This is a genomic window from Streptomyces sp. DT190 (genome assembly GCF_049846985.1).
GTDB lineage: Bacteria > Actinomycetota > Actinomycetes > Streptomycetales > Streptomycetaceae > Streptomyces.
The window spans coordinates 114,085-138,701 of record NZ_JBNCNM010000020.1 but is presented as its reverse complement, the minus strand read 5'-3'; the positions used below and the strand labels follow the sequence as shown (position 1 = coordinate 138,701).

At 72.4% G+C, this 24,617-nt stretch carries 27 protein-coding genes; 14 read left to right on the top strand and 13 right to left on the bottom strand.

Annotated elements, in window-relative coordinates:
• Positions 1-23: 23 nt before the first annotated feature.
• From ACPXCS_RS29605 to tyrS, 3 genes are read left to right on the top strand one after another with little or no spacing between them, the layout of a single operon-like run.
• Positions 24-1,547: a TldD/PmbA family protein gene (locus tag ACPXCS_RS29605; protein WP_425945737.1), complete on the top strand. Its 1,524-nt coding sequence runs from the start codon at positions 24-26 to the stop codon at positions 1,545-1,547.
• Entirely contained in the window at positions 1,544-2,938 is a 1,395-nt protein-coding gene (locus ACPXCS_RS29600) for a metallopeptidase TldD-related protein (RefSeq protein WP_425945736.1), read from the top strand. Before ACPXCS_RS29605 ends, ACPXCS_RS29600 begins: the two co-directional genes overlap by 4 nt.
• Positions 2,939-2,980: 42 nt before the next feature.
• Positions 2,981-4,249, top strand: coding sequence for a tyrosine--tRNA ligase (gene tyrS, locus ACPXCS_RS29595; RefSeq protein WP_425945735.1), 1,269 nt, complete (start codon positions 2,981-2,983; stop codon positions 4,247-4,249).
• Between the two features lie 63 nt (positions 4,250-4,312).
• Here tyrS and ACPXCS_RS29590 read toward each other — a convergent pair whose 3' ends face one another.
• The gene (locus ACPXCS_RS29590) at positions 4,313-4,588 is read right to left on the bottom strand and encodes a GlsB/YeaQ/YmgE family stress response membrane protein (RefSeq protein WP_425945734.1); all 276 of its coding nucleotides are present in this window, start codon (positions 4,586-4,588) and stop codon (positions 4,313-4,315) included.
• A 241-nt stretch (positions 4,589-4,829) separates the two neighbouring features.
• Here ACPXCS_RS29590 and ACPXCS_RS29585 point away from each other — a divergent pair, with 241 nt between their 5' ends.
• Both ACPXCS_RS29585 and ACPXCS_RS29580 read left to right on the top strand, forming a co-directional pair.
• Positions 4,830-5,225 (top strand): DUF3099 domain-containing protein, encoded by a 396-nt coding sequence (locus ACPXCS_RS29585; RefSeq protein WP_425945733.1) that lies wholly within the window; start codon positions 4,830-4,832, stop codon positions 5,223-5,225.
• A gap of 228 nt (positions 5,226-5,453) precedes the next feature.
• On the top strand, positions 5,454-5,666 hold the full coding sequence (locus ACPXCS_RS29580) for a hypothetical protein (protein WP_425945732.1): 213 nt from the start codon (positions 5,454-5,456) through the stop codon (positions 5,664-5,666).
• Between the two features lie 4 nt (positions 5,667-5,670).
• Here the strand turns inward: ACPXCS_RS29580 and moaA are convergent, their stop codons facing one another.
• From moaA to ACPXCS_RS29565, 3 genes are all read right to left on the bottom strand, one after another.
• Positions 5,671-6,660: a GTP 3',8-cyclase MoaA gene (gene moaA, locus ACPXCS_RS29575; protein ID WP_425945731.1), complete on the bottom strand. Its 990-nt coding sequence runs from the start codon at positions 6,658-6,660 to the stop codon at positions 5,671-5,673.
• A 170-nt stretch (positions 6,661-6,830) separates the two neighbouring features.
• The gene (locus ACPXCS_RS29570; RefSeq protein ID WP_425945730.1) at positions 6,831-8,456 is read right to left on the bottom strand and encodes a solute symporter family protein; all 1,626 of its coding nucleotides are present in this window, start codon (positions 8,454-8,456) and stop codon (positions 6,831-6,833) included.
• Positions 8,453-8,809, bottom strand: a complete 357-nt coding sequence (locus tag ACPXCS_RS29565) for a DUF485 domain-containing protein (protein WP_425945729.1) — start codon at positions 8,807-8,809, stop codon at positions 8,453-8,455. Before ACPXCS_RS29565 ends, ACPXCS_RS29570 begins: the two co-directional genes overlap by 4 nt.
• Positions 8,810-9,062: 253 nt before the next feature.
• Here ACPXCS_RS29565 and ACPXCS_RS29560 point away from each other — a divergent pair, with 253 nt between their 5' ends.
• The 3 genes from ACPXCS_RS29560 (at position 9,063) to ACPXCS_RS29550 (ending at position 13,300) form a co-directional block, all read left to right on the top strand.
• Positions 9,063-10,592: a S8 family peptidase gene (locus tag ACPXCS_RS29560; protein ID WP_425945728.1), complete on the top strand. Its 1,530-nt coding sequence runs from the start codon at positions 9,063-9,065 to the stop codon at positions 10,590-10,592.
• A 59-nt stretch (positions 10,593-10,651) separates the two neighbouring features.
• Entirely contained in the window at positions 10,652-12,172 is a 1,521-nt protein-coding gene (locus tag ACPXCS_RS29555) for a S8 family peptidase (protein ID WP_425945727.1), read from the top strand.
• 123 nt (positions 12,173-12,295) lie between these two features.
• Positions 12,296-13,300 (top strand): CopD family protein, encoded by a 1,005-nt coding sequence (locus ACPXCS_RS29550; protein WP_425945726.1) that lies wholly within the window; start codon positions 12,296-12,298, stop codon positions 13,298-13,300.
• 43 nt (positions 13,301-13,343) lie between these two features.
• Here ACPXCS_RS29550 and ACPXCS_RS29545 read toward each other — a convergent pair whose 3' ends face one another.
• Together ACPXCS_RS29545 and ACPXCS_RS29540 are read right to left on the bottom strand one after the other, a co-directional pair.
• Positions 13,344-14,024 carry a lysoplasmalogenase gene (locus tag ACPXCS_RS29545; RefSeq protein ID WP_425945725.1) on the bottom strand — a complete coding sequence of 227 codons (681 nt, stop codon included), beginning with the start codon at positions 14,022-14,024 and terminating at the stop codon, positions 13,344-13,346.
• Positions 14,021-15,019, bottom strand: coding sequence for a sterol desaturase family protein (locus tag ACPXCS_RS29540; protein ID WP_425945724.1), 999 nt, complete (start codon positions 15,017-15,019; stop codon positions 14,021-14,023). The genes ACPXCS_RS29545 and ACPXCS_RS29540 overlap by 4 nt, the downstream gene beginning before the upstream one ends.
• A gap of 230 nt (positions 15,020-15,249) precedes the next feature.
• On the opposite strand from ACPXCS_RS29540, the gene ACPXCS_RS29535 reads away from it, so the two are divergent.
• From ACPXCS_RS29535 to ACPXCS_RS29515, 5 genes are all read left to right on the top strand, one after another.
• Positions 15,250-16,242, top strand: a complete 993-nt coding sequence (locus ACPXCS_RS29535) for a DEDDh family exonuclease (protein ID WP_425945723.1) — start codon at positions 15,250-15,252, stop codon at positions 16,240-16,242.
• Between the two features lie 90 nt (positions 16,243-16,332).
• Positions 16,333-16,566 (top strand): hypothetical protein, encoded by a 234-nt coding sequence (locus tag ACPXCS_RS29530; protein WP_425945722.1) that lies wholly within the window; start codon positions 16,333-16,335, stop codon positions 16,564-16,566.
• Positions 16,567-16,615: 49 nt separating this feature from the next.
• Positions 16,616-17,410, top strand: coding sequence for an SURF1 family protein (locus ACPXCS_RS29525; RefSeq protein WP_425945721.1), 795 nt, complete (start codon positions 16,616-16,618; stop codon positions 17,408-17,410).
• Between the two features lie 97 nt (positions 17,411-17,507).
• On the top strand, positions 17,508-19,301 hold the full coding sequence (locus ACPXCS_RS29520) for a glycoside hydrolase family 15 protein (RefSeq protein WP_425945720.1): 1,794 nt from the start codon (positions 17,508-17,510) through the stop codon (positions 19,299-19,301).
• 4 nt (positions 19,302-19,305) lie between these two features.
• On the top strand, positions 19,306-20,061 hold the full coding sequence (locus tag ACPXCS_RS29515) for an SDR family oxidoreductase (RefSeq protein WP_425945719.1): 756 nt from the start codon (positions 19,306-19,308) through the stop codon (positions 20,059-20,061).
• Positions 20,062-20,070: 9 nt separating this feature from the next.
• Here ACPXCS_RS29515 and amaP read toward each other — a convergent pair whose 3' ends face one another.
• The 5 genes from amaP to ACPXCS_RS29490 are packed head-to-tail and all read right to left on the bottom strand — an operon-like array spanning position 20,071 to position 22,417.
• Positions 20,071-20,649: an alkaline shock response membrane anchor protein AmaP gene (gene amaP, locus ACPXCS_RS29510; RefSeq protein ID WP_425945718.1), complete on the bottom strand. Its 579-nt coding sequence runs from the start codon at positions 20,647-20,649 to the stop codon at positions 20,071-20,073.
• A gap of 5 nt (positions 20,650-20,654) precedes the next feature.
• Positions 20,655-21,326 carry a DUF6286 domain-containing protein gene (locus ACPXCS_RS29505; protein WP_425945717.1) on the bottom strand — a complete coding sequence of 224 codons (672 nt, stop codon included), beginning with the start codon at positions 21,324-21,326 and terminating at the stop codon, positions 20,655-20,657.
• The gene (locus ACPXCS_RS29500; RefSeq protein WP_425945716.1) at positions 21,323-21,706 is read right to left on the bottom strand and encodes a hypothetical protein; all 384 of its coding nucleotides are present in this window, start codon (positions 21,704-21,706) and stop codon (positions 21,323-21,325) included. Before ACPXCS_RS29500 ends, ACPXCS_RS29505 begins: the two co-directional genes overlap by 4 nt.
• Positions 21,703-21,891: a hypothetical protein gene (locus tag ACPXCS_RS29495; RefSeq protein ID WP_425945715.1), complete on the bottom strand. Its 189-nt coding sequence runs from the start codon at positions 21,889-21,891 to the stop codon at positions 21,703-21,705. Before ACPXCS_RS29495 ends, ACPXCS_RS29500 begins: the two co-directional genes overlap by 4 nt.
• Positions 21,892-21,937: 46 nt before the next feature.
• Entirely contained in the window at positions 21,938-22,417 is a 480-nt protein-coding gene (locus ACPXCS_RS29490; protein WP_425945714.1) for an Asp23/Gls24 family envelope stress response protein, read from the bottom strand.
• Between the two features lie 87 nt (positions 22,418-22,504).
• On the opposite strand from ACPXCS_RS29490, the gene ACPXCS_RS29485 reads away from it, so the two are divergent.
• Positions 22,505-23,218 carry a nucleopolyhedrovirus P10 family protein gene (locus tag ACPXCS_RS29485; RefSeq protein ID WP_425945713.1) on the top strand — a complete coding sequence of 238 codons (714 nt, stop codon included), beginning with the start codon at positions 22,505-22,507 and terminating at the stop codon, positions 23,216-23,218.
• A 26-nt stretch (positions 23,219-23,244) separates the two neighbouring features.
• Here ACPXCS_RS29485 and ACPXCS_RS29480 read toward each other — a convergent pair whose 3' ends face one another.
• Both ACPXCS_RS29480 and ACPXCS_RS29475 read right to left on the bottom strand, forming a co-directional pair.
• On the bottom strand, positions 23,245-24,048 hold the full coding sequence (locus tag ACPXCS_RS29480) for an enoyl-CoA hydratase/isomerase family protein (protein WP_425945712.1): 804 nt from the start codon (positions 24,046-24,048) through the stop codon (positions 23,245-23,247).
• A 150-nt stretch (positions 24,049-24,198) separates the two neighbouring features.
• Positions 24,199-24,417: a helix-turn-helix domain-containing protein gene (locus ACPXCS_RS29475; protein WP_010037790.1), complete on the bottom strand. Its 219-nt coding sequence runs from the start codon at positions 24,415-24,417 to the stop codon at positions 24,199-24,201.
• Positions 24,418-24,617: the final 200 nt, after the last annotated feature.

Sequence of the window (24,617 nt, the reverse complement as noted above, 5' to 3'; positions counted from 1 at the left end):
CACCTCGACAGAAAGAGACGGCGGTGCCTCATACCATCGACGAGGCCTTCACGGCCCTCCCCCTACGCGCCCTCGCGGACGCGGCCCTCGCACGCGCGCGTGCCCTGGGCGCCGAGCACGCGGACTTCCGCTTCGAGCGGGTGCGCAGCGCCTCCTGGCGGTTCCGGGACGCCAGGCCCGCCGGGTCGTCGGACACGACCGACCTCGGGTACGCGGTGCGGGTGGTGCACGGCGGCACGTGGGGCTTCGCGTCCGGCGTCGACCTGACCATGGACGCCGCCGCCAGGGTCGCCGGGCAGGCGGTGGCCATGGCGAAGCTGTCCGCCCAGGTGATCAGGGCGGCCGGTTCGGACGAGCGTGTGGAGCTGGCCGACGAGCCGGTGCACGCGGACCGGACGTGGATCTCGTCGTACGAGATCGATCCGTTCACCGTGCCGGACGAGGAGAAGGCCGGGCTGATCGCCGAGTGGAGCGCGCGGCTGCTGGCGGCGCGCGGGGTCGACCACGTCGACGCCTCCCTGCTCACCGTCCACGAGAACAAGTTCTACGCGGACACGGCCGGGACGGTGACCACGCAGCAGCGGGTGCGGCTGCACCCGGTCCTCAACGCCGTGTCGGTGGACGAGTCGAGCGGCGAGTTCGACTCCATGCGCACCCTCGCGCCGCCGGTCGGACGCGGCTGGGAGTACCTGCGGGGCACCGGCTGGGACTGGGAGGGCGAGCTGGAGCGGATCCCGGAGCTGCTGGCCGAGAAGATGCGCGCCCCGAGCGTCGAGCCGGGCCTGTACGACCTGGTCGTCGACCCGTCCAACCTGTGGCTGACGATCCACGAGTCCATCGGCCACGCCACCGAACTCGACCGGGCGCTCGGCTACGAGGCGGCCTACGCCGGCACCTCCTTCGCCACCTTCGACCAGCTGGGCAGGCTGCGCTACGGCTCGGAGCTGATGAACGTCACCGGCGACCGCACCGCCGAGCACGGCCTGGCCACCATCGGCTACGACGACGAGGGCGTCGAGGGCCAGTCCTGGGACCTGGTGCGCGACGGCACGCTCGTCGGCTACCAGCTGGACCGGCGCATCGCGCGACTGACCGGTTTCGAGCGGTCCAACGGCTGCGCGTTCGCCGACTCCCCCGGCCATGTGCCGGTGCAGCGCATGGCCAACGTCTCGCTCCGGCCCGACCCGGCCGGCATGTCGACCGAGGACCTGATCGGGGGCGTGGAGCGCGGCATCTACGTCGTCGGGGACCGGTCCTGGTCGATCGACATGCAGCGCTACAACTTCCAGTTCACCGGTCAGCGCTTCTACCGCATCGAGAACGGGCGTCTCGCCGGGCAGCTGCGGGACGTGGCCTACCAGGCGACCACCACCGACTTCTGGGGCTCGATGGCCGCGGTGGGCGGCCCGCAGACCTATGTGCTGGGCGGCGCCTTCAACTGCGGCAAGGCCCAGCCGGGCCAGGTCGCCGCCGTGTCGCACGGCTGTCCCTCGGCGCTGTTCAAGGGCGTCAACATCCTCAACACCACGCAGGAGGCCGGTCGATGAGCGGGCGCACCAGCAAGCCCCACGAGGTCGTCGAGCGCGCCCTCGAACTGTCCCGGGCGGACGGCTGTGTCGTCATCGCCGACGAGCACTCCTCCGCCAACCTGCGCTGGGCGGGCAACGCCCTGACCACCAACGGCGTCACGCGCGGGCGCACCCTCACCGTCGTCGCCACGGTCGACGGCCAGGAGGGCACGGCCTCGGGGGTCGTGTCCCGGTCCGCCGTGACCGCCGACGAGCTGGAGCCCCTGGTGCGGGCCGCCGAGGCGGCCGCGCGCGGCGCCGGACCGGCGGAGGACGCGCAGCCGCTGGTCACGGGCGTGGAGCGGTCGCCGGAGTTCACGGAGGCACCCGCCGAGACCTCCTCGGCCGTGTTCGCCGACTTCGCCCCGGCGCTCGGTGAGGCCTTCGCACGCGCGCGTGCGGGCGGCCGCGAGCTGTACGGCTTCGCCCACCACCAGCTGGTCTCGTCCTACCTGGGCACGTCCACGGGGCTGCGGCTGCGGCACGACCAGCCGAACGGGACGCTGGAGCTGAACGCCAAGTCGCCCGACCGGACCCGGTCCGCGTGGGCCGGGCGCTCCACGCGGGACTTCAAGGACGTCGACCCGGCGGCCATGGACGCCGAGCTGGCCGTGCGGCTCGGCTGGGCCGAGCGGCGGGTGGAGCTGCCCGCCGGGCGGTACGAGACGCTGCTGCCGCCGACGGCCGTGGCGGACCTGCTGATCTACCAGCTGTGGTCGGCGTCGGGCCGGGACGCGGTCGAGGGCCGCACGGTCTTCTCCAAGCCGGGCGGGGGCACGCGCATCGGCGAGAAGCTCACCGACCTGCCGCTGACCCTGCGCAGCGACCCGCACGCGCCCGGCCTGCAGACGGCGCCCTTCGTGATCGCGCACTCCTCCGGGGGCGACCAGTCGGTGTTCGACAACGGGCTGCCGCTCGCGGCCACCGAATGGATGCGCGAGGGCGAGCTGCGGCACCTGACGACCAGCCGCCACAGCGCGGCCCTGACCGGGCTGCCGGTGGCGCCGGGCATCGAGAACCTGATCCTGGACGGCGGCGAGGACCGCTCCCTGGACGAGATGGTCGCGGCCACCGAGCGGGGGCTGCTGCTGACCTGCCTGTGGTACATCCGCGAGGTCGATCCGGCGACGCTGCTGCTGACGGGCCTGACCCGGGACGGCGTCTACCTGGTCGAGAACGGCGAGGTGACGGGCGAGGTGAACAACTTCCGGTTCAACGAGTCGCCGGTGGGCCTGCTGGGGCGGGCCACGGAGGCCGGGCGGACCGAGAAGACGCTGCCGCGGGAGTGGAGCGACTGGTTCACCAGGGCCGCGATGCCCGCCCTGCGGGTGCCCGATTTCAATATGAGCTCTGTCAGCCAGGGCGTATAACCTCGTACGCACCACAAGCCCAATCGAGGAGATACGAGAACCGTGACGGACATCGTCGACGAGCTGAAGTGGCGCGGGCTGTTCGCCCTGTCCACTGACGAGGACGCTTTGCGCAAGGCGCTCGCGGACGGTCCCGTCACGTTCTATTGCGGTTTCGACCCGACCGCGCCGTCGCTGCACGTGGGGCATCTGGTGCAGGTGCTCACCGTGCGCCGGCTCCAGCAGGCCGGTCACCGGCCGCTGGCGCTGGTCGGCGGTGCCACAGGCCTGATCGGCGACCCCCGCCCGACGGCGGAGCGCACGCTGAACGACCCGGAGACGGTCGGCGGCTGGGTCGACCGGCTGCGCGCCCAGATCGAGCCGTTCCTCGACTTCGAGGGCGAGAACGCGGCCGTCATGGTCAACAACCTCGACTGGACGCAGAACCTCTCCGCGATCGAGTTCCTGCGGGACATCGGCAAGCACTTCCGCGTCAACAAGATGCTGACGAAGGACTCCGTGGCCCGCCGCCTGGAGTCCTCCGAGGGCATCAGCTACACGGAGTTCAGCTACCAGCTCCTGCAGGGCATGGACTTCCTGCAGCTCTACCGGCGCCACGGCTGCACGCTCCAGCAGGGCGGCAGCGACCAGTGGGGCAACCTGACCGCGGGCCTGGACCTGATCCACCGCCTGGAGCCGGACGCCACCGTGCACGCGCTGGCGACGCCGCTGATGACGAAGGCGGACGGCACCAAGTTCGGCAAGACCGAGGGCGGCGCCGTCTGGCTCGACCCGGAGATGACGACGCCGTACGCGTTCTACCAGTTCTGGCTGAACGTGGACGACCGGGACATCTCGAAGTACATGCGCATCCTCTCCTTCCGGTCCCGCGAGGAGCTGGAGGAGCTGGAGCGGCAGACGCAGGAGCGTCCGCAGGCCCGGGCCGCGCAGCGCGCGCTGGCCGAGGAGCTGACGACGCTGGTGCACGGCGCCGACCAGACGGCCGCCGTGATCGCCGCCTCCAAGGCCCTCTTCGGGCAGGGCGAGCTGGCGGAGCTCGACGACCGGACGCTGGCCGCGGCCCTGTCGGAGGTCCCGCACGTCCGGGTCGCCGAGCTGGGCCCGGTCGTCGACCTGTTCGCCGAGGTCGGCCTGGTGGCCAGCAAGTCGGCCGCGCGCCGCACGGTCAAGGAGGGCGGCGCGTACGTGAACAACGTGAAGGTCACCGGTGAGGACGCCGTCCCCGCCGAGGAGGACCTGCTGCACGGCCGCTGGCTGGTGCTGCGCCGGGGCAAGAAGAACCTGGCCGCGGTCGAGGTCACGGGCGGCTGAGCGCCCGGCGCGGGAAGGGGGCGGTCTCCGAAGCCGGAGGCCGCCCCCTTCACCCGCCTTCTGTCATGCCCTGCGTCTGCTTCCCCTGGCCGCCGTCCAGGCTCGGTCGCCGAGACCCACGAGGATGAGCGCGGCGACCAGCTGGAAGATGTGCCGCCACCAGTCGATGCCGGCCGTCGCCTCGACACCGGCCGCCCGGGCGATGGCGTTGCCGGCGATACCGCCGATCATGCCCAGGATGACGGTCAGCCACAGCGGAATATGCTGTTTGCCCGGAATGATCGCCTTGGCGAGCAAACCGAGCACCAGTCCCACGATGATCGCCCACAACCAGCCCATCGGTGCCTCCTCGTCCGGCTCGACCTGAGCTCTACGGCCAGTGTCGGCCGAGCTGCGGTACGCCGCATGCCGACGCCGCCGTACGGGGTACGGCGCAGACGGACCGCACCGGCCGGACCCGCCCCGGTCTCGTAGGCGGCGCAGACGCGGCGTAACGTGGGAGGTGCCCTGGCCGGCCTCCCCCACCGCCCGGGCGGCTACGGGGCGGGGACGGCACGACACGGGCGGATGGTGGAATCCGATGCGGAAGCAGCATGGCGGTGGCAACGTCCAGGTTTTCCGGATCACCGGCGCCCGCACGGGGCTGCAGGAGGACGTGCGCGGGCGGCAGCGCAGGTACGTGATCTCGATGTCGGTGCGCACGCTCTCCGTGATCCTCGCGGCGACCCTGTGGAACGTCGAACGGCACGTGGCCGTCGTGGCGTTGGTGCTCGGGCTGGTGCTGCCGTACATCGCGGTGGTGATCGCGAACGCCGGGCGCGAGAACGCGCCGTCTCTGCCGTCGACGTTCGTGGCGCCGCCGGTGCGGCCGATGATCGGGCCGCCGGGCGCTCCGGACGGCCGGGCGCAGACCGCCCCGGAAGACGCCGTGTCGGGGACGGTGCCGGGGGCGCGGAGCGACACACCCGAACGGTAGGGGCTCCCCCCGGGCTTGCGGATTCCGCTCACAAACGGAAGTCGGCTTCCCGCCAAGCTCGGGAAAAGCTCAGATCAATCATGTTGTTCCGGTGCCGGGTCCGGGGTTACCCGTGACATACTTCGTACGCGCTCCGCATCCCCCGTCGGAGCGACGGACCGACGCCGGGCAGCTCCCCCCGTGGCTGCTCGGCGTCGCCTTTTCTGTGTGCAGTGGTGAGATGAACCTGTGAGTGACGAGACGCCCATCTGTTCCGCGAAGGGCTGCCGCGCCGATGCCGTGTGGGTGCTGGCGTGGAACAACCCGAAGATCCACACGCCTGAGCGGCGCAAGACGTGGCTGGCCTGCGAGGAGCACCGCGAGCATCTGTCGCAGTTCCTCGGGGTGCGGGGATTTCTGAAGGACGTCGTCCTGCTCGTCGAGTGGGAAGCGACGGCCTAGGCCCTCAGCCGCCGATCGCCGACATGGGGCGGTCCGGCTGCACGAACGTCGGGTCGTCCAGGCCCGCGCCCGCCTTCTTGCCCCACATCGCCAGGCGCCAGATGCGGGCGATCTCCTCGTCCGGGGCGTCCGAGCGCAGGGCGGCGCGCAGGTCCGTCTCCTCCCGGGCGAACAGGCAGGTGCGGATCTGGCCGTCGGCGGTGAGGCGGGTGCGGTCGCAGGCCGCGCAGAACGGGCGGGTGACGGAGGCGATCACACCGACCACGTGCGGGCCGCCGTCGACCAGCCAGCGCTCGGCCGGGGCCGAGCCGCGCTTCTCCTCGCCCTCGGGCGTCAGCTCGAAGCTCGTGCGCAGGGAGGCCAGGATGTCGCCTGCCGTGATCATGCCGTCGCGCTTCCAGCCGTGCTGGGCGTCCAGGGGCATCTGCTCGATGAACCGCAGCTCGTACTCGTGCTCCACGGCCCAGGCGAGGAGGTCGGGGGCCTCGTCCTCGTTGAGCCCGGGCATGAGGACCGAGTTGACCTTGACCGGGGTCAGGCCGGCGTCGCGGGCCGCGTCCAGGCCCTCCAGGACGTCCTTGTGGCGGTCGCGGCGGGTGAGGGTCTTGAAGACGTCCGGCCGGAGCGTGTCCAGCGAGACGTTGACCCGGTCCAGGCCCGCCGCCTTCAGGGCCGCCGCCGTGCGCTTGAGGCCGATGCCGTTGGTGGTCAGCGACATCTGGGGGCGGGGTTGCAGGGCCGCGACGCGCTCGACGATGCCGACCAGTCCGGGGCGCAGCAGGGGCTCGCCGCCGGTGAAGCGGACCTCCTCGATCCCGAGGGACGTGACCGCGATGTCGATCAGGCGGACGATCTCGTCGTCCGTCAGCAGGTCCGGCTTGGCCAGCCACTGCAGGCCCTCCTCGGGCATGCAGTACGTACAGCGCAGATTGCAGCGGTCGGTCAGCGAGACCCTCAGGTCGGTGGCCACTCGGCCGTAGGTGTCGATGAGCACGTGGGCCCCCTCCCTCGACGCGGATCGTGCCCGGAGCACGGTTGTCCGACACCTGTGAGCCTACGTGACCCCACCGACAACGCCACAGACCCGATCCCACGACGTGGACGGCGGCCGCGCCGCAGGGACCTGGAGGTTCCTACGACGCGGCCGCGTCTGGCCGTTCGTGCTCAGTGGGCGCCGGTGCCGGTCAGGGACCTGACCTCCAGCTCGGCGTACTTCTTGGCGTCGGGCTCCTCCTTGGACAGGACGGTGCCGAGCCAGCCCATGAGGAAACCGAACGGGATGGAGATGATGCCCGGGTTCTTCAGCGGGAACCAGGCGAAGTCGACGTCGGGGAACATCGCCTTGGGGTCACCGGAGACCACGGGCGAGAACAGCACCAGGCCGACGGCGACGATCAGACCGCCGTAGATCGACCACAGGGCGCCCTGGGTGGTGAACCGCTTCCAGAACAGGCTGTAGAGGATCGTCGGCAGGTTGGCGGAGGCCGCGACGGCGAAGGCGAGGGCGACCAGGCCGGCCACGTTCAGGTCGCGGGCCAGGGCGCCGAGGCCGATGGAGATCACGCCGATGAAGACGGTCGCCCAGCGGGCCGCGCGCACCTCCTCGGCGCCGGAGGCCTGCCCCTTGCGGATGACGTTGGCGTAGATGTCGTGCGCGAAGGAGGACGACGAGGCGAGGGTGAGGCCGGCGACCACGGCGAGGATCGTGGCGAAGGCGACCGCCGAGATCGTGGCGAGCAGGATCGCGCCCCAGGTGGAGTCGACACCGCCGAGGTGCAGGGCGAGCAGGGGTGCCGCCGTGTTGCCGGACGGGTTGGACGCGAGGATCTCCTCCTGCGAGATGAGCGCGGCGGCGCCGAAGCCGAGCGCGATGGTCATCAGGTAGAAGCCGCCGATGATGCCGATCGCCCAGTTCACCGACTTACGGGCGGCCTTGGCGTCGGGCACCGTGTAGAAGCGGATGAGGATGTGCGGCAGGCCGGCGGTGCCGAGCACCAGGGCGATGCCCAGGGAGATGAAGTCCAGCTTGGAGGTGCCGGTCGCGCCGTACTGGAGGCCCGGCTCCAGGAAGGCGGCCCCCTTGCCGCTGTTCTCGGCGGCCGTACCGAGCAGGTCGGAGATGTTGAAGTCGAACTTCAGCAGCACCAGGAAGGTGATCAGGAGGGTGCCGCCGATGAGCAGCACGGCCTTGACCATCTGCACCCAGGTGGTGCCCTTCATGCCGCCGATGGAGACGTAGACGATCATCAGCAGGCCGACCAGGGCGACGATGAGGATCTTGCCCGCGTCGGAGGTGATGCCGAGCAGCAGGGAGACGAGGACGCCGGCGCCGGCCATCTGGGCCAGCAGGTAGAAGATCGACACGACGATCGTGGAGGTGCCGGCGGCGGTGCGGACCGGGCGCTGGCGCATGCGGTAGGCGAGGACGTCGCCCATGGTGTAGCGGCCGGAGTTCCTGAGCGGCTCGGCCACCAGGAGCAGGGCGACCAGCCAGGCGACCAGGAAGCCGATGGAGTACAGGAAGCCGTCGTAGCCGAAGATGGCGATGGCGCCGGCGATGCCGAGGAAGGACGCGGCGGACATGTAGTCGCCGGAGACGGCCAGGCCGTTCTGGAAGGCGCTGAACTGGCGGCCGCCGGCGTAGAAGTCTGCGGCGTCCTTGGTCTGGCGGCCGGCCCAGACGGTGATGCCGAGCGTGGCGAGGACGAACAGCGCGAACAGGGTGATGATCAGCGGGCGGTGCTCGCTGGCCTCGTTCGCGGCGAGCAGGGTCTGCTGTGCGGTGCTCATGCGCCGCCCTCCATCCGGGACTTGATGGCCTCGGCCTTGGGGTCGAGCTTCGCGGCGGCGTGCTTGGAGTACCACCAGGCGATGAGGAACGTGGTGACGAACTGGGCGACGCCGAGGACGAAGGCGACGTTGATGTTGCCGAACAGCTTGGTGCCCATGAAGCCGCCCGCGTAGTTCGACAGCAGGACGTACAGCAGGTACCAGGCGATGAAGGCGACGGTCAGGGGGAAGGCGAAGGAGCGGTAGGAGCGGCGCAGTTCACCGAACTCCGCGCTCTGCTGCACCTCGGTGAACTCCTCGGGTGAGGGGAGTTTGTGTTGCTCTTTCGAGGGGGGCGGTGCGTCGGTGGCCACGGAGTCTCCTCGCAATGACGAAAGCGGTGGGTACGGGGACGGAGGCGAGTGTCCTCGCGCTCCTTGTCCAACGTCACGGCGGCACGCGAGGAGCGGTTCAACCGCGTCGTGTTCTTTCCGAAGTCGTTTCGGCAAAACGTTGCTGGCCAGCGAGAGGCCGGGATAGCTTCACCCTGCACCACCTCGTCATGTACCTGCCCGAGCACCACCTGTGCCTCGGGCCGGTTTCGTTTCCGGAGGATGTGGAGACCCCATGTCTCACTTGCGTTCCAGACGCCGGCTCGCTCTCGCCGTGCCCGTCGTGCTGTCGCTGACGGCCTCGCTCGGCTTCCTGCCCGCCGCCGCCTCGGCGGCCCCGCAGGCGGAGCAGGTCGCCCGGGCGGCTGACGCGCCGCAGCTGGCGTACGTCGTCAACACCAAGGTGGACCGGCACACGATCGCGTCGGTGAAGAAGGCGGTCGGGAAGGCCGGCGGCTCGGTCGTGGCGACGTACGAGCGGATCGGCGTCCTCGTCGTCCACTCCTCGAACCCCGACTTCGCCAAGAGCATCCGCACGGTGCGCGGAGTCCACTCCGCCGGTGCGACGCGCACGGCGCCGCTGACCGCCGCGGGGACGACGGAGGAGGGCGCCGCCCAGTACCTGACGGCCGCGCAGGCCGAGCGGGTCGAGGCCGCCTCCGCGAAGACGCCCGAGAGCGAGCCCCTCGAAGCCGACCAGTGGGACCTGCGCGCGATCGGCGCCGACCGGGCCGCGAAGATCAACCCGGGCAGCCGCAAGGTCACGGTCGCCGTGATCGACACCGGCGTGGACGACACCCACCCGGACATCGCCCCGAACTTCTCCGCCTCCCAGTCCGCCAACTGCGCCGGCGGCAAGCCCGACACCAGCGAGGGCGCCTGGCGGCCGTACACGCCCGAGGACTACCACGGCACCCACGTCGCCGGTGAGATAGCCGCCGCCCGCAACGGGATAGGCGTCGCCGGCGTCGCTCCCGGTGTGAAGGTGTCCAGCATCAACGTGACCGACCGGGCGAACGGCCTCTTCTACCCGGAGAGCGTCGTCTGCGCGTTCGTGTTCGCCGCCGACCACGGCGTCGAGATCACCAACAACAGCTATTACGTCGACCCGTGGCTGTACAACTGCATGGACGATCCCGACCAGCGGGCCGTCGTCACCGCGGTCAACCGGGCGCAGCTGTACGCCCAGAAGAAGGGCACGCTCAACGTCGCCGCGGCGGGCAACTCCAACCACGACCTGGACGCGGACGCGATCCTGGACGACTCGAGCCCGAACGACACCACGCCCGTCGAGCGGACCATCGACCCGCACGAGTGCTTCGACATCCCGACCCAGCTGCCGGGTGTCGTCACGGTCAGCGCGACCGGCGTCCAGAACGTCAAGTCGTACTACTCGACCTACGGCAAGGGCGTCGTGGACGTCGCCGCGCCGGGTGGCGACCGCCGCTACCAGATCCCGGACACGCCCTCCAAGGACGGCCGCATCCTGTCCACCATGCCGAACGGCGCGTGGGCCTTCCTGCAGGGCACCTCGATGGCCTCGCCGCACGCCTCGGGCGTCGCCGCGCTGCTGAAGTCCAAGCACCCCTGGGCCTCGCCGGCCCAGCTCCAGGCGATGCTCAAGGCGCAGGCCGACCGGACCGCCTGCCCCACGTCCTACGACCAGGACGGCGACGGCACCCAGGACGCGGTGTGCGAGGGCGGCGAGCGCGTCAACGGCTTCTACGGCCACGGCATCGTCAACGCGCTGCGCGCGGTCAGGTGACCCGCGTCCTGGGGACCACCCGCACAGCCCTCTCGTACCGCGAACGAACTGGAGACACCATGACCGCGCCGCACGCGCGTTACCGCCGCGCCGTCGCCATCCCGGCCGGAATGGCCATGGCCACGGCCCTGGCGTTCCTGCCGAACGTCACCGCCACGGCCGCCGAGGACACCCCCGCGGCGGTCTCGGCCGACGCGACCCCGCTCAGCTACGTCGTCAACGTCAAGCCGGGGCACGGCACTTCGGCGTACGTGAAGAAGGCCGTCGGCAAGGCCGGCGGGACGATCGTGACGTCGTACGACCAGATCGGCGTCATCGTCGTCCACTCCTCGAACCCCGACTTCGCCAAGAGCATCCGCACGGTGCGCGGCGTGCAGTCGGCCGGTGCCACCCGCACCGCGCCGCTGCCCGCGGCGTCGACGGGCGACCTGGGCGCGCCGAAGGTGCTGAGCGCGGCCGAGGTCGCGAAGGCCGAGGCGGCGGCCGGGCAGGACCCGCTGGAGTCCCTGCAGTGGGACCTGCCCGCCATCAAGGCGGACAAGGCGCACGAGAAGTCGCTGGGCAGCGACAAGGTCACGGTCGCCGTGATCGACACCGGTGTGGACGACACCCACCCCGACATCGCGCCCAACTTCGACCGCAAGGCGTCGGTCAACTGCGTGACGGGCAAGCCGGACACGTCCGACGGGGCCTGGCGGCCGAGCGCAGCGGAGAGCCCGCACGGGACGCACGTGGCCGGTGAGATCGCCGCGGCCAAGAACGGCGTCGGCATGACGGGTGTCGCGCCCGGCGTGAAGGTCTCCGGCATCAAGGTGTCCACCACGGCCGGCTTCTTCTACACGGAGGCCGTGGTCTGCGGCTTCGTGTGGGCGGCCGAGCACGGGGTCGACGTGACGAACAACAGCTATTACACCGACCCGTGGTACTTCAACTGCAAGAACGACCCGGACCAGAAGGCGCTCGTGGAGGCCGTCACGCGCGCCTCGCGGTACGCGGAGAAGAAGGGCGCGGTCAACGTCGCGGCGGCGGGCAACGAGAACTACGACCTCGCCTCCGACGAGATCACCGACCCGTCCTCCCCGAACGACACCACGCCGGGCGAGCGGGTCGTCGACCCCTCGGAGTGCCTCGACATACCGACCCAGCTGCCGGGTGTCGTCACGGTCGCGTCGACGGGGGCGAAGGGCATCAAGTCGTCCTTCTCCAACTACGGTCTGGGCGTGGCCGACATCGCCGCGCCGGGCGGTGACTCGACGGCCTACCAGAAGCCGGAGCCGCCGGCCACCAGCGGTCTGATCCTGGGCACGCTGCCGGGCGGCAAGTGGGGCTACATGGCCGGTACGTCGATGGCGTCCCCGCACGTCGCGGGCGTCGCCGCGCTCATCAAGTCGACGCACCCGTACGCCTCCCCGGCCCTGGTGAAGGCCCTGCTGTACGCGCAGGCCGACGCCAAGGCGTGCACGGACCCGTACGACATCGACGCCGACGGCAAGGTCGACGCGGTGTGCGAGGGTCCGAAGAACCGCAACGGCTTCTACGGCTGGGGCATCACGGACGCGCTGGACGCGGTGACCAAGTAGCACACGGGTCAGGCGAGCCGGGCCGGGCGGGGACACCCGCCCGGCCCGTTCCGCGTCCGGGAGGTGCGCCCCGTCCGGTCTTCCGACTTGCCCGGCCCTGTGGAGGTTGGTGAAGATCCTGGGGTGACCTTGACAAGATCTGCGCCCGGGGCGACCGGGGCGAGGGAGCGCGTCGGTGCCGGGCGGGCGGCCGCCGTCCTGGTGCTCGTGGCGCTGGCCGCGCTCATACCGCTGCTCGGCCCGTCCGCCGCGCTGCACGGCACCGGGGAGGCCGAGGCGCCCGGCGCCGGGGGCATAGCCCTGCTGCGCACGGTGCTGTTCGCGGCGCTGTGCATACCGGTCGGCGAGGTGTTCGTGAACCGGCTGGCGCGGTCCGTGCCGGGGGCGGGGGCCGCTTCCCCGGGAGTGCCCCGCAGCTGGTCGCCCGGGGCGGCCGCCGCCGGTTTCCTCGCCGCCCTCGGTCTCGCCTCGGTCGTCGCCACGGGCAATCTCGTGCCGGGCGGCCTGTCGGACATCGACGTCGGCGGCCTCTACGCCACCCGGGACGGCAAGCTCGCCCTGCTGGAGGTGAACGCGTTCCTGCTGGCGGGCCTGTGCGCGGTGTCCCGGCGCCCGGCCACACAGCTGCTGCCGCTGGCCGCCGTGATCGTCGCCGAGGCCCTGCGCGCCCATCCCACGACCGAGCTCAGTCCCCTGACCGGCTCCGGGCTGACGCTCGTGCACCTGACCTGTGCGGCGCTGTGGGTGGGCGGTCTGCTGCACGCCCTGCGCGTCCTGCGGCTGCGGCGCGACCCGGCGGGCGCGGCCCTGCTGGGCCGCTACGCGCGCGTGGCGGCCGTCCTGCTCGCCGCCATCACCGCGACGGGGGTGTGCAGTTCGCTGCGGCGGATGCCGCCCGGGACGATCCTGGAGCAGCTGACGGCGACGGCGTACGGGCGCGCGCTGCTGGCCAAGGTGCTGCTGGTGGCCGTCGTCGCCGCGCTCGCCCTGTGGGCCCGGCGACGGCTGCGCCGGGCGGCCGATCCGCTGACCGCCTGCGCGCCGGCCCGGGCGGAGGTCGTCGTGCTCGGCCTGGTGGTCGCGGCGTCCGGGCTGCTGACGGCGCTGCCGGTCCCCATCCGCTGGTAGGCCGGCTCCCCCGCCGCCGCGCCCGCCCGGGGCCGTACCGGTCTCAGGCCGTCCGCATCTCGCCGTAGGTCGCGGCCGGGGCGCGGCGCGCGTCGATCGCCCCGACGGCGCCGCCGGCCAGCAGGGCCTGCGCGGCGATGTAGGTGAGCATGACCCAGAAGTCGGGCCGCGGCGGCTGCGGCCAGTTCGCGACGCCGGTCGCGATGAGCGTGTCGGAGAGCAGGAAGAGCGCCCCGCCGAGGCCGGTGAACAGGCCGAGCCGGACGCCGGCCCCGTACGCCATGGCCGTGAGCAGGAGGCTGTACCCGGCGACCGGTCCGCGCAGTTGCGCGGGCAGGTCCGGCCACAGCAGCACGACGGTCGTGACGAGCGCGACGGCGTACCCCAGGGCCAGGAGTCCGGCCCGCGCACGCGGTACGGCGTAGCGGCTGCCGTGCGTGCGGAAGAGCACGAGGTAGCAGACGTGTCCCGCGGCGAAGGAGGCCATGCCGGCGAGGAAGGCAGGCTCGGCGTCGGACAGCAGCAGGACGTCCCCGCCCCAGCCGAACAGCAGGGCGGCCGGCAGCGGCCGGGGCGCCCGGCGCAGGGCGGCCCAGAGCACCAGCAGCGGCATCAGCAGGGGCTTGGCCACGGTGTGCCCGGCGTCGAAGCCGGCCGCGAGACTGGCGAGGTCGACGGCCGCGGTGAACCCGAAGGCGGCCAGGACGAGGCGCGAACGGTTCACGCCGGCGGGGTCTTCCCGGCCGGAGTCGAGGCAGGGGCCGTCGGGGCGCCCGCCGGGGAAGCCGCAGCCGTCGTGGAGACCGTCGGCGATGCCGCAGCCGTCGGGGCGGCCGTCGCCGACGGGGAAGCCGGGGCGGAGGCCGACGGGGAAGCCGGGGCGGCGGTCCGGGCCGGTCCCCAGCCCGGACCGCGGAACACCCGGCCCGCGCGCTCGCTCCAACTGCGCGCCGCCCGCAGGTCCCTGGCGATCGCCACGTACTCGTGGGTGGCCACCTTCAGCAGGTTGTACGTGTCGATGTTCTTGGTCAGCCCGTAGCGGGGCCGCTCGGTCTCCGCGACGAACGAGCCGAACAGCCGGTCCCAGACGATGAGGATGCCGCCGAAGTTGCGGTCCAGGTAACCGCCCTGGGAGGCGTGGTGCACGCGGTGGTGCGAGGGCGTGTTGAAGACGAACTCGAACCAGCGGGGCATCCGGTCGATCCGCTCGGTGTGGATCCAGAACTGGTAGACGAGGTTGGCCGAGGAGCAGAACGCGAGGGCGGCCGGGTGCACGCCGAGGAGGACGAGCGGCACGTAGAACGGCCACACCGTCAGGGACGTCCAGGGCTGGCGCAGCGCGGTGGTGAGGTTGAACTTCCGGCTGGAGTGGTGGACCACGTGACAGGCCCACAGGATGCGGATGACGTGGTGGCCGCGGTGGGACCAGTAGTAGAAGAAGTCCTGCCCGAGCAGCATCAGCGGGATGGTCCACCACAGCACGGGCACGCGCAGCGGCGTGAGTTCGTACAGGGCCGTGTAGACGGCGAGGATCGGGATCTTCCACAGGAAGTCGAAGGCGAGGCTGCCGAGCCCCATGCCGACGCTCGTCGCGGCGTCCCTCGCCTCGTACCCCGCGGCGTCCTCGTCGGGGTGGAGGCGGTAGCTCACCATCTCGACCACGGTGAGCAGCACGAAGGCGGGTATCGACCACAGCACGACATCGGGCAGGTTCGGCATGCAAGCACCGTAGGACCGCTGTCCCGGCCCCACCAGACGTTGTTACCGACAAGTATTACCGACGGTACGCGCTTGCTTCTTGGCGATCTCCGCCAAACCGACCCCGATCGAGCAGACGTACGCCCCGCGAACGGACAGACCGGACAACCCACCTGAGGGGGCATCGGAAAGACCGCGCGAGCGCACCTGGCGGACGGCGGTGTCAGTCGGGGCCCGTATCCTCAGGAACCATGCTCGAAGACCTGACGACCGCAGCGTTCTCCGCCACGGCGTGGCCGGCCGCGTATCCCCAGGGATACGCGGTCGTTGACGTGGAGACCACGGGCCTGGCCCGGGACGACCGCATCATCTCCGCGGCCGTCTACCGGCTGGACGCGCGCGGCGAGGTCGAGGACCACTGGTACACGACGGTCAACCCCGAGCGCGACCCGGGCCCGGTGTGGATCCACGGACTGACGAGCGAGGCGCTGGAGGGCGCTCCCCTGTTCCAGGACATCGCCGAGGAGTTCGCGGCCCGGCTGTCCGGGCGGGTCCTGGTCGCGCACAACGCGGTCTTCGACTGGCAGATGATCGCCCGGGAGTACGCGCGCGCCCGGCGCGAGGCGCCGGTACGGCAGCGGCTGTGCACCATCGCGCTCTCCAAGGAGCTGGGGCTGCCACTGCCCAACCACAAGCTGGAGTCCCTCGCCGCGCACTTCGGCGTCGTGCAGCAGCGGGCGCACCACGCGCTGGACGACGCGCGCGTACTGGCGGAGGCGTTCCGCCCCAGCCTGCGGGCCGCCGCCGCGAACAACGTACGGCTGCCGCTGCACGAGTGCCGGCCGCTGACGGAGTGGTCGGACCGCCCCGCCACGCCCCGCATCGGGCAGCAGGCCGGCTACGGCGGCTACCGGCCGACCAGTTGGCGCCCCTCGCGCAAGCGCCCCGCCTGTCCCTACCCCAACCCCGGGCGCTACGAGCCGGGCGGGCGACTGAAGCAGGGCATGCGGATCGCCTTCTCGGGTGACACCTCGACCGAGCGGGAGCTGCTGGAGGACCGCGCGACCGAGGCCGGGCTGCACGTGGCCACGAGCCTGTCCCGGCTGACGAGCCTGCTCGTCACGAACGACCCGGACTCGGGCACCTCCAAGGTGGTCAAGGCCCGCCAGTTCGGCACGCCGGTCGTGGACGAGGCGGCCTTCGGCCAGCTCCTCGCGGATGTGGAGCCGGCGTCCGAGGGCTGAGCGCGGGGCGACCGTACGGACGGGTGATTGCCGGGCGACTCGCCCGGCGGCCGCTGGCCCGGCCCCGGGCCACGGCCCACCCTGTGGCCCATGGCGACCTGTGAGGTTTGTGGCAATCAGTACGGAATGACCTTCGAGGTGCACGCGCAGGGCGCGGTGCACGTCTTCGACTGCTTCGCCTGCGCGATCCACCGCATGGCTCCCCTGTGCGAGCACTGCCGGGTGCAGATCATCGGGCAGGGCGTGGAGGTCGAGGGGCACTGGTACTGCGGCGCCCACTGCGCCCGCGCGGAGGGAAAGGTGGGAATTGTCGACAAGGTCTGAACCCGTACCCGCCTGAATGCACCCCACGACCGAGTTGTACGGTCGTGGGGTGTACCGCTTCCTGATGTCCCGGCAGTGGGTGATCCTCTCGCTGATCGCCCTGCTCCTCATCCCCACGATGATCAGACTGGGCATCTGGCAGATGCACCGCTACGAGGAGCGCACCGCCCGGAACCAGCTGGTCACCGACGCGCTGGCCGCCGACCCCGTGCCCGTGGAGCGGCTGACCGCGCCCGGCGACACCGTGACCAGCCGGGAGCGGTACCGGACCGTGACCGCGACGGGCCGCTTCGACGCGGGTGACGAGGTGGTCGTCCGCCGCCGCACCAACTCCGACGACGAGGTCGGCTACCACGTGCTGACCCCGTTCGTCCTGAAGGACGGCAAGGTGCTGCTGGTCAACCGGGGCTGGGTGCCCTCCGGCCCGACCCAGACCACGTTCCCGAAGGTCCCCGCGCCGCCCGCCGGCGAGATCACCGTCCGCGGGCGGCTGATGCCCAGCGAGACGACCGCGGCGAGCGGCATCAAGAACCTGAGCGACCTGCCGGACCGGCAGATCATGCTGATCAACAGCGAGCAGCAGGCCCGCCGCCTGGACGCCCGGGTGCTGGGCGGCTACATCGCCCTGACGGCGCCCGAGCCCACGGGCGACACCCCGCAGCTGCTGGGCAATCCCGGCAAGGAGGACGCGGCGCTGAACTACGCGTACGCCGTCCAGTGGTGGCTGTTCTCGGCGGCCGTCCCGGTCGGCTGGGTGATCCTGGCCCGCCGCGAGGCCCGCGAGCGCGCCCAGGCGGCGGCCGCGAAGCAGGACGCCGACGAGGCGGAACCGGCGGCGGTCTGACCCGGCCGTAGGCGGCCCGGCCGGGGCCGCCGACGGAATGTCACTCCCCCGGCCCCCGCCCTGATTGCGGGGCCGACTTGCCGGGAACCCGCACTGCGTGCACCCCACCATCGAGGACTACGCGATCATCGGCGACGAACAGACCGCGGCCCTGGTCGGCACGGACGGATCGGTGGACTGGCTGTGCCTGCCCCGCTTCGACTCCGCTGCCTGCTTCGCCAAGCTGCTCGGTGACGAGGACAACGGCTACTGGCGCATCGCCCCCGTGGGAGCGGACCGGTGCACCCGGCGCGCCTACCGCCGCGACACCCTCGTCCTGGACACCGAGTGGGAGACCGGGCAGGGGGCGGTGCGGGTCACCGACCTGATGCCCCAGCGCGACGAGGCGCCCGACCTGGTCCGCATCGTCGAGGGCCTGGACGGCGAGGTGACGCTGCACAGCGTCCTCAAGCTGCGTTTCGACTACGGCTCGATCGTCCCGTGGATGCGCCGCTCCGACGGCCACCGGGTCGCCGTCGCCGGGCCGGACTCCACCTGGCTGCGCAGCGAGCCGGAAGTGAACAGCTGGGGCGAGGACTTCGGCACGCACGCGGAGTTCACGGTGAAGAAGGGGGAGAAGGTCGCGTTCGTCCTGACCTGGCACCCCTCCCACGAGCCGCGCCCGCCGCTCGTCGACCCCTACGAGTCGCTGCGGCACAGCGTGGAGGACTGGCAGGCCTGGGCGGCGCGCTGCCGTTACGACGGGCCGTACCGGGACGAGGTCGTCCGCTCCCTGATCACCCTCAAGGCCCTCACCTACGCGCCGACCGGCGGCATCGTCGCCGCCGCCACCACCTCGCTGCCCGAGGAGCCGGGCGGCGTGCGCAACTGGGACTACCGCTACTGCTGGCTGCGCGACTCCACCCTCACCCTGGGCGCGCTGCTCGCCGCGGGCTACCAGGAGGAGGCCGAGGCCTGGCGGAACTGGCTGCTGCGGGCGGTCGCGGGCGACCCCGCCGACCTGCAGATCATGTACGGCCTGGCCGGCGAGCGGCGGCTGCCCGAGTTCGAGCTGCCCTGGCTGGCCGGCTTCGACGAGTCCACGCCCGTCCGCATCGGCAACGACGCCGTCAACCAGCTCCAGCTGGACGTCTACGGCGAGGTCATGGACTCCCTGTCGCTGGCCCGCGAGTCGGGCCTGTCGCCGCAGCCGGACGTGTGGGCACTGCAGACGGCCCTGATGGACTTCCTGCGGACCAACTGGCAGCAGCCCGACGAGGGGCTGTGGGAGGTGCGCGGCGGCCGGCGCCAGTTCGTGCACTCCAAGGTGATGGTGTGGGTGGCGGCCGACCGCGCCGTGCGCACCCTGGAGCACCACCCGGAGCTGCACGGCGACCTGGACGCCTGGCGCGCGCTGCGCGACGAGGTGCACCGCGAGGTGTGCGAGAAGGGCTACGACGCCGAGCGCAACACCTTCACGCAGTCCTACGGCTCGCGGGAGCTGGACGCCGCGCTGCTGCTCATCCCGCGCGTCGGCTTCCTGCCCCCGGACGACCCCCGGGTGGTCGGCACGATCGACGCGGTCCGCGCGGAACTGGACCACGGCGGCCTGCTGCGGCGCTACAGCACCACCCCGTCGGAGGTCCCGGACGTCGACGGGCTGCCCGGCAGCGAGGGCACCTTCCTGGTGTGCTCGTTCTGGCTCGCGGACGCCCTGTACATGACGGGCCGCGCGAAGGAGGCCCGCGAGCTGTTCGAACGGCTGGTGGGGCTGGCGAACGACGTCGGCCTGCTGTCCGAGGAGTACGACCCGGTGGCCGGCCGGCAGCTCGGCAACTTCCCGCAGGCGTTCAGCCACATCGGCCTGGTGAACACCGCCCTCGCCCTGTTCGGCGAGGACGGGGCAGGATAGGGCCATGGATCTTGGACTGAAGGACCGGGTGTACGTCGTGACCGGGGCCACGCGGGGCCTCGGCAACGCCTCCGCGCGCGAGCTGGTCGCGGACGGGGCGAAGGTGGTCGTCTCGGGGCGGGACGAGGAGGGTGTCGCCGAGGCGGCCGCCGCGCTGGGCCCGAACGCGGTCGGGGTGGCCGTCGACAACGCGGACCCGGACGCGGCGGCCCGGCTGATCGGCGCCGCCCGGGAGCACTTCGGGCGCTTCGACGGTGTCCTCGTCAGCGTGGGCGGACCGCCGGCCGGGTTCGTCGCCGACAACACCGACGAGCAGTGGCAGACGGCGTTCGAGGCGGTGTTCCTCGGCGCGGTGCGGCTGGCGCGCGCCGCGGCGGCCGAGCTGGACGCCGGGGGCGTCATCGGGTTTGTGCTGTCCGGCTCGGTGTACGAGCCGATCCCCGGCCTGACCATCTCCAACGGGCTGCGGCCCGGCCTGGCCGGGTTCGCCAAGTCGCTCTCCGCCGAGCTCGGGCCGCGCGGCGTCCGGGTGGTCGGGGTGCTGCCCGGGCGGATCGACACCGACCGGGTGCGCGAGCTGGACTCGCTGTCGGCCGACCCGGGGGCCACCCGGGCCGCTTCCGAGTCGCGGATCCCGCTGCGGCGGTACGGGGCGCCCGAGGAGTTCGGACGGGTGGCCGCGTTCCTGCTGTCGCCGGCCGCGTCCTATCTGACCGGGGTCATGGTGCCGGTGGACGGCGGGGCGCGGCACGGCTTCTGAGCGCCCCGCTCAACTGACCCGTTCGGCGCCGTGCTTGACCCCGCGCAGGCGCACCTCCGCCGGGAGCGAGGCCAGCCCGGCCGAGGTCCTGGCGTGGGTCAGGGCACCGGTCGTGAACTCGTCCAGGGCGGTACCCGGGGCCACGTGCGGCTCCAGGGCGAGGCGCACGTGGGCCTCCGGGGCGGTGCGGCGGCCCCGGAGATGGGCCCGGGACCGGTCGACGCCGTCGATCCGCGCCGCCTCCTCGGTGAGGACCTGCTCCAGGGCCCGGCCGCGCAGCAGCGCGCCCTCGCCGTCGCCGGTGTCGACCAGGACCTCGGCGAGGCGGCGCCTGCGCAGGACCGCGACCAGCCACCACAGGGCGAGCAGCAGCAGGACCGCGAGGGCGGCGATGACGACCGGCCACCACCAGCCGGAGTCCCGCCAGCGGGTGCGCTCGGCGTCGCTGAGCAGCACGTCGCGCTCGCTGTCGTGGATCCACCAGGACGGCAGCGACACGCCGAGGCCGGCGGCCAGGACCGAGCCGCCCAGCACCAGCAGCACCAGGCCCACGACGCCGAGCACCACGCGGTTGACTCCTCTGAGCATCCCCGTCACCCCTTCCGGCCCGGGCGCCGCACCCGCACCGACAGCGAGGGCGGCCGGGACAGTCCCAGGCCGTGCACCGCGTCGGCGAGCACGGCGTCCAAGTCGGTGCGCACCTCGTCCACTTCCCGGAAGTGCGACACGGCGCGGACCTTCGCCCGGCGCCGGCGCACCTTGACCCGTGCCGACTGCACACCGGCCACCTCCATGGCCCGGTCGCGCAGCGCGCTCGCGGCGGCGTCCCGGTCGAGCCCCGCGCGGACCCCGGCGTGCGTGCGGCGCATCGGCAGCACGTGCCGCAGACCGGGGGTGAGGGCCAGCAGGAGCAGCCAGAGGCCGAGCGCCGCGGCGACCCCGGCGCCGACCAGCACCCAGGTGTCGTCCAGGGGCCGTTCGGCGAGCTCCCGGGCCAGGTCCCGGCGCCAGCCCATGCCGGGCCGGCCGACGCGCACCGAGACGATGTCGTAGAGGAACAGTCCCGCCAGGCCCAGGAGCAGCAGCGCGACGATGCCCGCGGGGATGCGGCGCGCCGACCAGAAGCGGCCCGTGCGGCCGCCGCCCTCTCCTTCGGCCGGCGGCGCGGGCCGGCCGGCTCCGGCAGCCTCGTCGGGCTCCGGCTTCTGCAGGACGGGCAGGCGCTGTGTGGTGCCCTCGGGTTCCGTGCCCCCGGGTTCGCTCATCGCGTCCTCCGCTGTCCGGCGCCGGGCGTCCCCGGCAGATGCAGCCCTTCGACCTGGACCACGACCTCCGGCACCTGCATGCCCACCAGAGTGCCCACCCGCTCGACGACCCGGCGGCGCACGCGGCTGCAGCGGTCGCCGATGTCGCAGGGGTAGTCGAGTTCCACGTGCACACGGACGTGGACGACGTCGTGGTGGACGGTGACGCTCGCCGACGGCCGGTCGACGTCGGGCGGCAGCGTCCCGACGGCCTCGCGGGCCGCCTGCGAGGCGATCTTCGCCACGACCCGGTCGGCGATGCTGGTCGCACCCCGCTCGCCCGGCGCGACGACGCCCCGTGCTGTGTCGAGCTCACCGGCCCGCGTGCTCACGGGCGTCACCGCCGCCGTTCGTCACGACGGCTGCGGAAGAAGTCGCCGAAGTCCATGTCCCCCTCGAGGAACCGGCCGACGCCGAAGCCTACGGCGCCCAGCGCCGCCACCAGCAGAAACGCCCCGAACCCGCCGAAGTATCCGGCGAAGGCCAGCGCCATGCCGGCGATCATCCCGGCCACGCCCATGCTCATGCGCTCCTCAGCTCCTCATCCGCTGTGCCGTGCCCTGGCCCGTGCCTCACTGGATCCGGCGCTCCGGTTCCTCTTCCTCCTCGTCCGGCAGTTTCACGTCGCTCACCGCGATGTTGACCTCGACGACCTCGAGCCCAGTCATCCGCTCGACGGCCGTGATGACGTTCTCCCGCACGTCCCGGGCCACGTCCGCGATCGACACGCCGTACACGACGACGATCTCCAGGTCGAGGGCGGCCTGCACCTCGCCCACCTCGGCCTTCACCCCGCGGGTCACCCCGGACTTCTGCCCGCCGGGCACCCGGTCGCGTACGGCTCCGAAGGTGCGGGACAGCCCGCTGCCCATGGCGTGCACGCCGTCCACGTCCCGTGCGGCCAGCCCGGCGATCTTCTCCACGACGCCGTCCGCGATGGTCGTCCGGCCCCGGGAGCCCGGGTCTCCCCCGCCGCCGCGCTTGGCCAGGGGGCTTCTGCGCGTCGCCGCCGTCTCGCTCTCCCCGCCCCGGTTCTCGGTCATGTCAGTCATCGCCGCACGTCCCTTTCGGTCGTCGTCCTGCGACCACGGTAAGCACGGTTACGCGGAAGCGCGCCTCTGATGCGGCAGGCTGGAGGAATGACGGCCGACCGATGGACGCAAGCAGTGAGACATCAGCTGGGTCTGGGCAGGCTTCTGCCGCTGGGTGAGGCGCGGGACGGCGCCTGGATCACCGAGCGGGCGGTGGAGGCGGTGCTGAGGCGCGCGGCGCGGGAGACTCCGGGGGTGCGCCTGGACGCGCTGCGGATCGCGCCGGCGGACGCCGCGGACACGCGCGAGCCGGCCGTGCCGGCGCCCCCGAGCGCCCTGCCGCCGGGGCCGCTGCGGGTGACGGCGCAGTTCGCGGCCACGGCCGCGCAGCCGCTGCCGGCGACGGCGGCGCTGCTGCGGGAGGCGCTGGCGAGCGCGGCGACGCGGCAGGTCGGCCTGGCGGTGACCGAGGTGGACCTGAAGGTGACGGGCCTGCTGGAGAAGGACGCGGCAGCGGCGGCCGAGGCGGCGCCCGCCGAACTGCCGCGGGCGGAGCGGGTGGCGGACGGCGACGAGGGCCGCGTGGCCGCCGCCGCGCTTGAGGTGCCGGGCGTGCTCCGGCTGACCGGGGCGCTGGGCCATCCGGTGCACATCGAGGAGGTGCCCGCCGAGGCCGCGCTGACACACCGCCACGTCCGGCTGGAGGTGGCGGTGTCGACCGGCCACCGGGCCGGTGACGTGGCCCGCGCGGTCCGCGCGGCGGTCGGGGCGGCCCTGCCGGACCACCCCACGGTGGCGGTCGTGGTGAGCGCGCTCGGCTGAGCGCGCTCCCGGCCGGGGCGGCGGTCTCAGTCGCCGACGCCGGCGAGGTCCCGCAGCCTGCGGGCCTGGGACTGGCGCTCCGCGCGCCGCTGCTCCTCGTAGGTGCGGTCCTGGGCACCGCGCAGCAGGGCCTTGGTCTCGATGACGGCGTCGCGGGGCGCCGCGAGGACGGCCGCGGTGAGGTCGCGCACCGTGTCGTCGAGCTGATCGGCGGGCACGGCCACGTTGGCGAGCCCGGTGTGCACGGCCTCCTCGGCCGTGACGAAGCGCCCGGTCACGCAGATCTCCAGCGCGCGGGCGTATCCGACGAGTCCGACCAGGGGATGCGTGCCCGTCAGGTCGGGCACGAGTCCGAGGCTGGTCTCACGCATGGCGAACTGCACGTCGTCGGCGACGACGCGCAGGTCGCAGGCGAGGGCGAGCTGGAATCCCGCCCCGATGGCATGCCCCTGGACGGCGGCGACGGAGACGATGTCGCTGCGCCGCCACCAGGTGAACGCCTCCTGGTATCCGGCGATGGTCGCGTCCAACTCGGCGTCGCCGCCGCGCGCGAGGTCGATGAACGACGGTTCCCCGTCGAAGCCCTCGGGCGTGAACGCCTGCCGGTCGAGTCCGGCCGAGAAGGACTTGCCCTCGGCCCGCAGCACCACGACACGGACGGAGCCCGGCAGCTGCCGCCCGGCCTCGGTCAGCGCCCGCCACAGAGCGGGGCTCTGCGCGTTGCGCTTGGCCGGGTTGGTCAGCGTCACCGTGGCGATCGCGTCGTCGACGGTGAGCCGTACGCCGTCCTTGTCGAGTACGGGAACGAGGTCCTTGTCGGGCGAAGCCATGGGACGCCTCCGATGCGTGCGGTCGTCTTCCATGCCGTACGCCGGCTGGTGCACCGGAGCACGACACAGCTAAGTGACTGCACAGTAACCACCCGGTCGATCAGGCGAACGACCGGGTGGCCACCATCGAAGCCGAGGGGCCACCCGGGGTCAGGCCGTGGCCTTCTTGCCCCGGGTCGCCCCGCCACGCCCTCGCAGCGTGACGCCCGACTCACTGAGCATGCGGTGCACAAAGCCATACGAGCGGCCGGTCTCCTCGGCCAACGCCCGGATGCTCGCACCGGCGTCGTACTTCTTCTTCAGGTCTGCCGCGAGCTTGTCGCGCGCGGCGCCGGTCACCCGGCTGCCCTTCTTCAGAGTCTCGGCCACCCGTGCCTCCTCATGGGAAGTGCGCTCTGGTCTCCTCATGATCACCCCTCCGGGCCCTGATGGCCACCCATTCGGCAAGGTCCGTGAGACAAGGTTGTGACGACGGGAGCACATCCCCACAAGCGGAATTGATGATTCCGAAGAACGCCGCGCCGGCGGCCCGCTGTAGCGCCCCGGGAAATGCCAGGTCAGAAAGACGT

Bases quoted from the DNA above. Each gene is read 5' to 3' on its own strand.
- ACPXCS_RS29495 (WP_425945715.1), bottom strand. From the start codon at position 21,891: ATGAGCATGGGCGTGGCCGGGATGATCGCCGGCATGGCGCTGGCCTTC.
- ACPXCS_RS29600 (WP_425945736.1), top strand. From the start codon at position 1,544: ATGAGCGGGCGCACCAGCAAGCCCCACGAGGTCGTCGAGCGCGCCCTC.
- amaP (WP_425945718.1), bottom strand. From the start codon at position 20,649: ATGCTCAGAGGAGTCAACCGCGTGGTGCTCGGCGTCGTGGGCCTGGTG.
- ACPXCS_RS29590 (WP_425945734.1), bottom strand. From the start codon at position 4,588: ATGGGCTGGTTGTGGGCGATCATCGTGGGACTGGTGCTCGGTTTGCTC.
- ACPXCS_RS29560 (WP_425945728.1), top strand. From the start codon at position 9,063: ATGTCTCACTTGCGTTCCAGACGCCGGCTCGCTCTCGCCGTGCCCGTC.
- ACPXCS_RS29555 (WP_425945727.1), top strand. From the start codon at position 10,652: ATGACCGCGCCGCACGCGCGTTACCGCCGCGCCGTCGCCATCCCGGCC.
- ACPXCS_RS29490 (WP_425945714.1), bottom strand. From the start codon at position 22,417: ATGACTGACATGACCGAGAACCGGGGCGGGGAGAGCGAGACGGCGGCG.
- ACPXCS_RS29515 (WP_425945719.1), top strand. From the start codon at position 19,306: ATGGATCTTGGACTGAAGGACCGGGTGTACGTCGTGACCGGGGCCACG.
- ACPXCS_RS29530 (WP_425945722.1), top strand. From the start codon at position 16,333: ATGGCGACCTGTGAGGTTTGTGGCAATCAGTACGGAATGACCTTCGAG.
- ACPXCS_RS29480 (WP_425945712.1), bottom strand. From the start codon at position 24,048: ATGGCTTCGCCCGACAAGGACCTCGTTCCCGTACTCGACAAGGACGGC.
- ACPXCS_RS29505 (WP_425945717.1), bottom strand. From the start codon at position 21,326: ATGAGCGAACCCGGGGGCACGGAACCCGAGGGCACCACACAGCGCCTG.
- ACPXCS_RS29570 (WP_425945730.1), bottom strand. From the start codon at position 8,456: ATGAGCACCGCACAGCAGACCCTGCTCGCCGCGAACGAGGCCAGCGAG.
- ACPXCS_RS29535 (WP_425945723.1), top strand. From the start codon at position 15,250: ATGCTCGAAGACCTGACGACCGCAGCGTTCTCCGCCACGGCGTGGCCG.
- ACPXCS_RS29585 (WP_425945733.1), top strand. From the start codon at position 4,830: ATGCGGAAGCAGCATGGCGGTGGCAACGTCCAGGTTTTCCGGATCACC.
- ACPXCS_RS29540 (WP_425945724.1), bottom strand. From the start codon at position 15,019: ATGCCGAACCTGCCCGATGTCGTGCTGTGGTCGATACCCGCCTTCGTG.
- ACPXCS_RS29485 (WP_425945713.1), top strand. From the start codon at position 22,505: ATGACGGCCGACCGATGGACGCAAGCAGTGAGACATCAGCTGGGTCTG.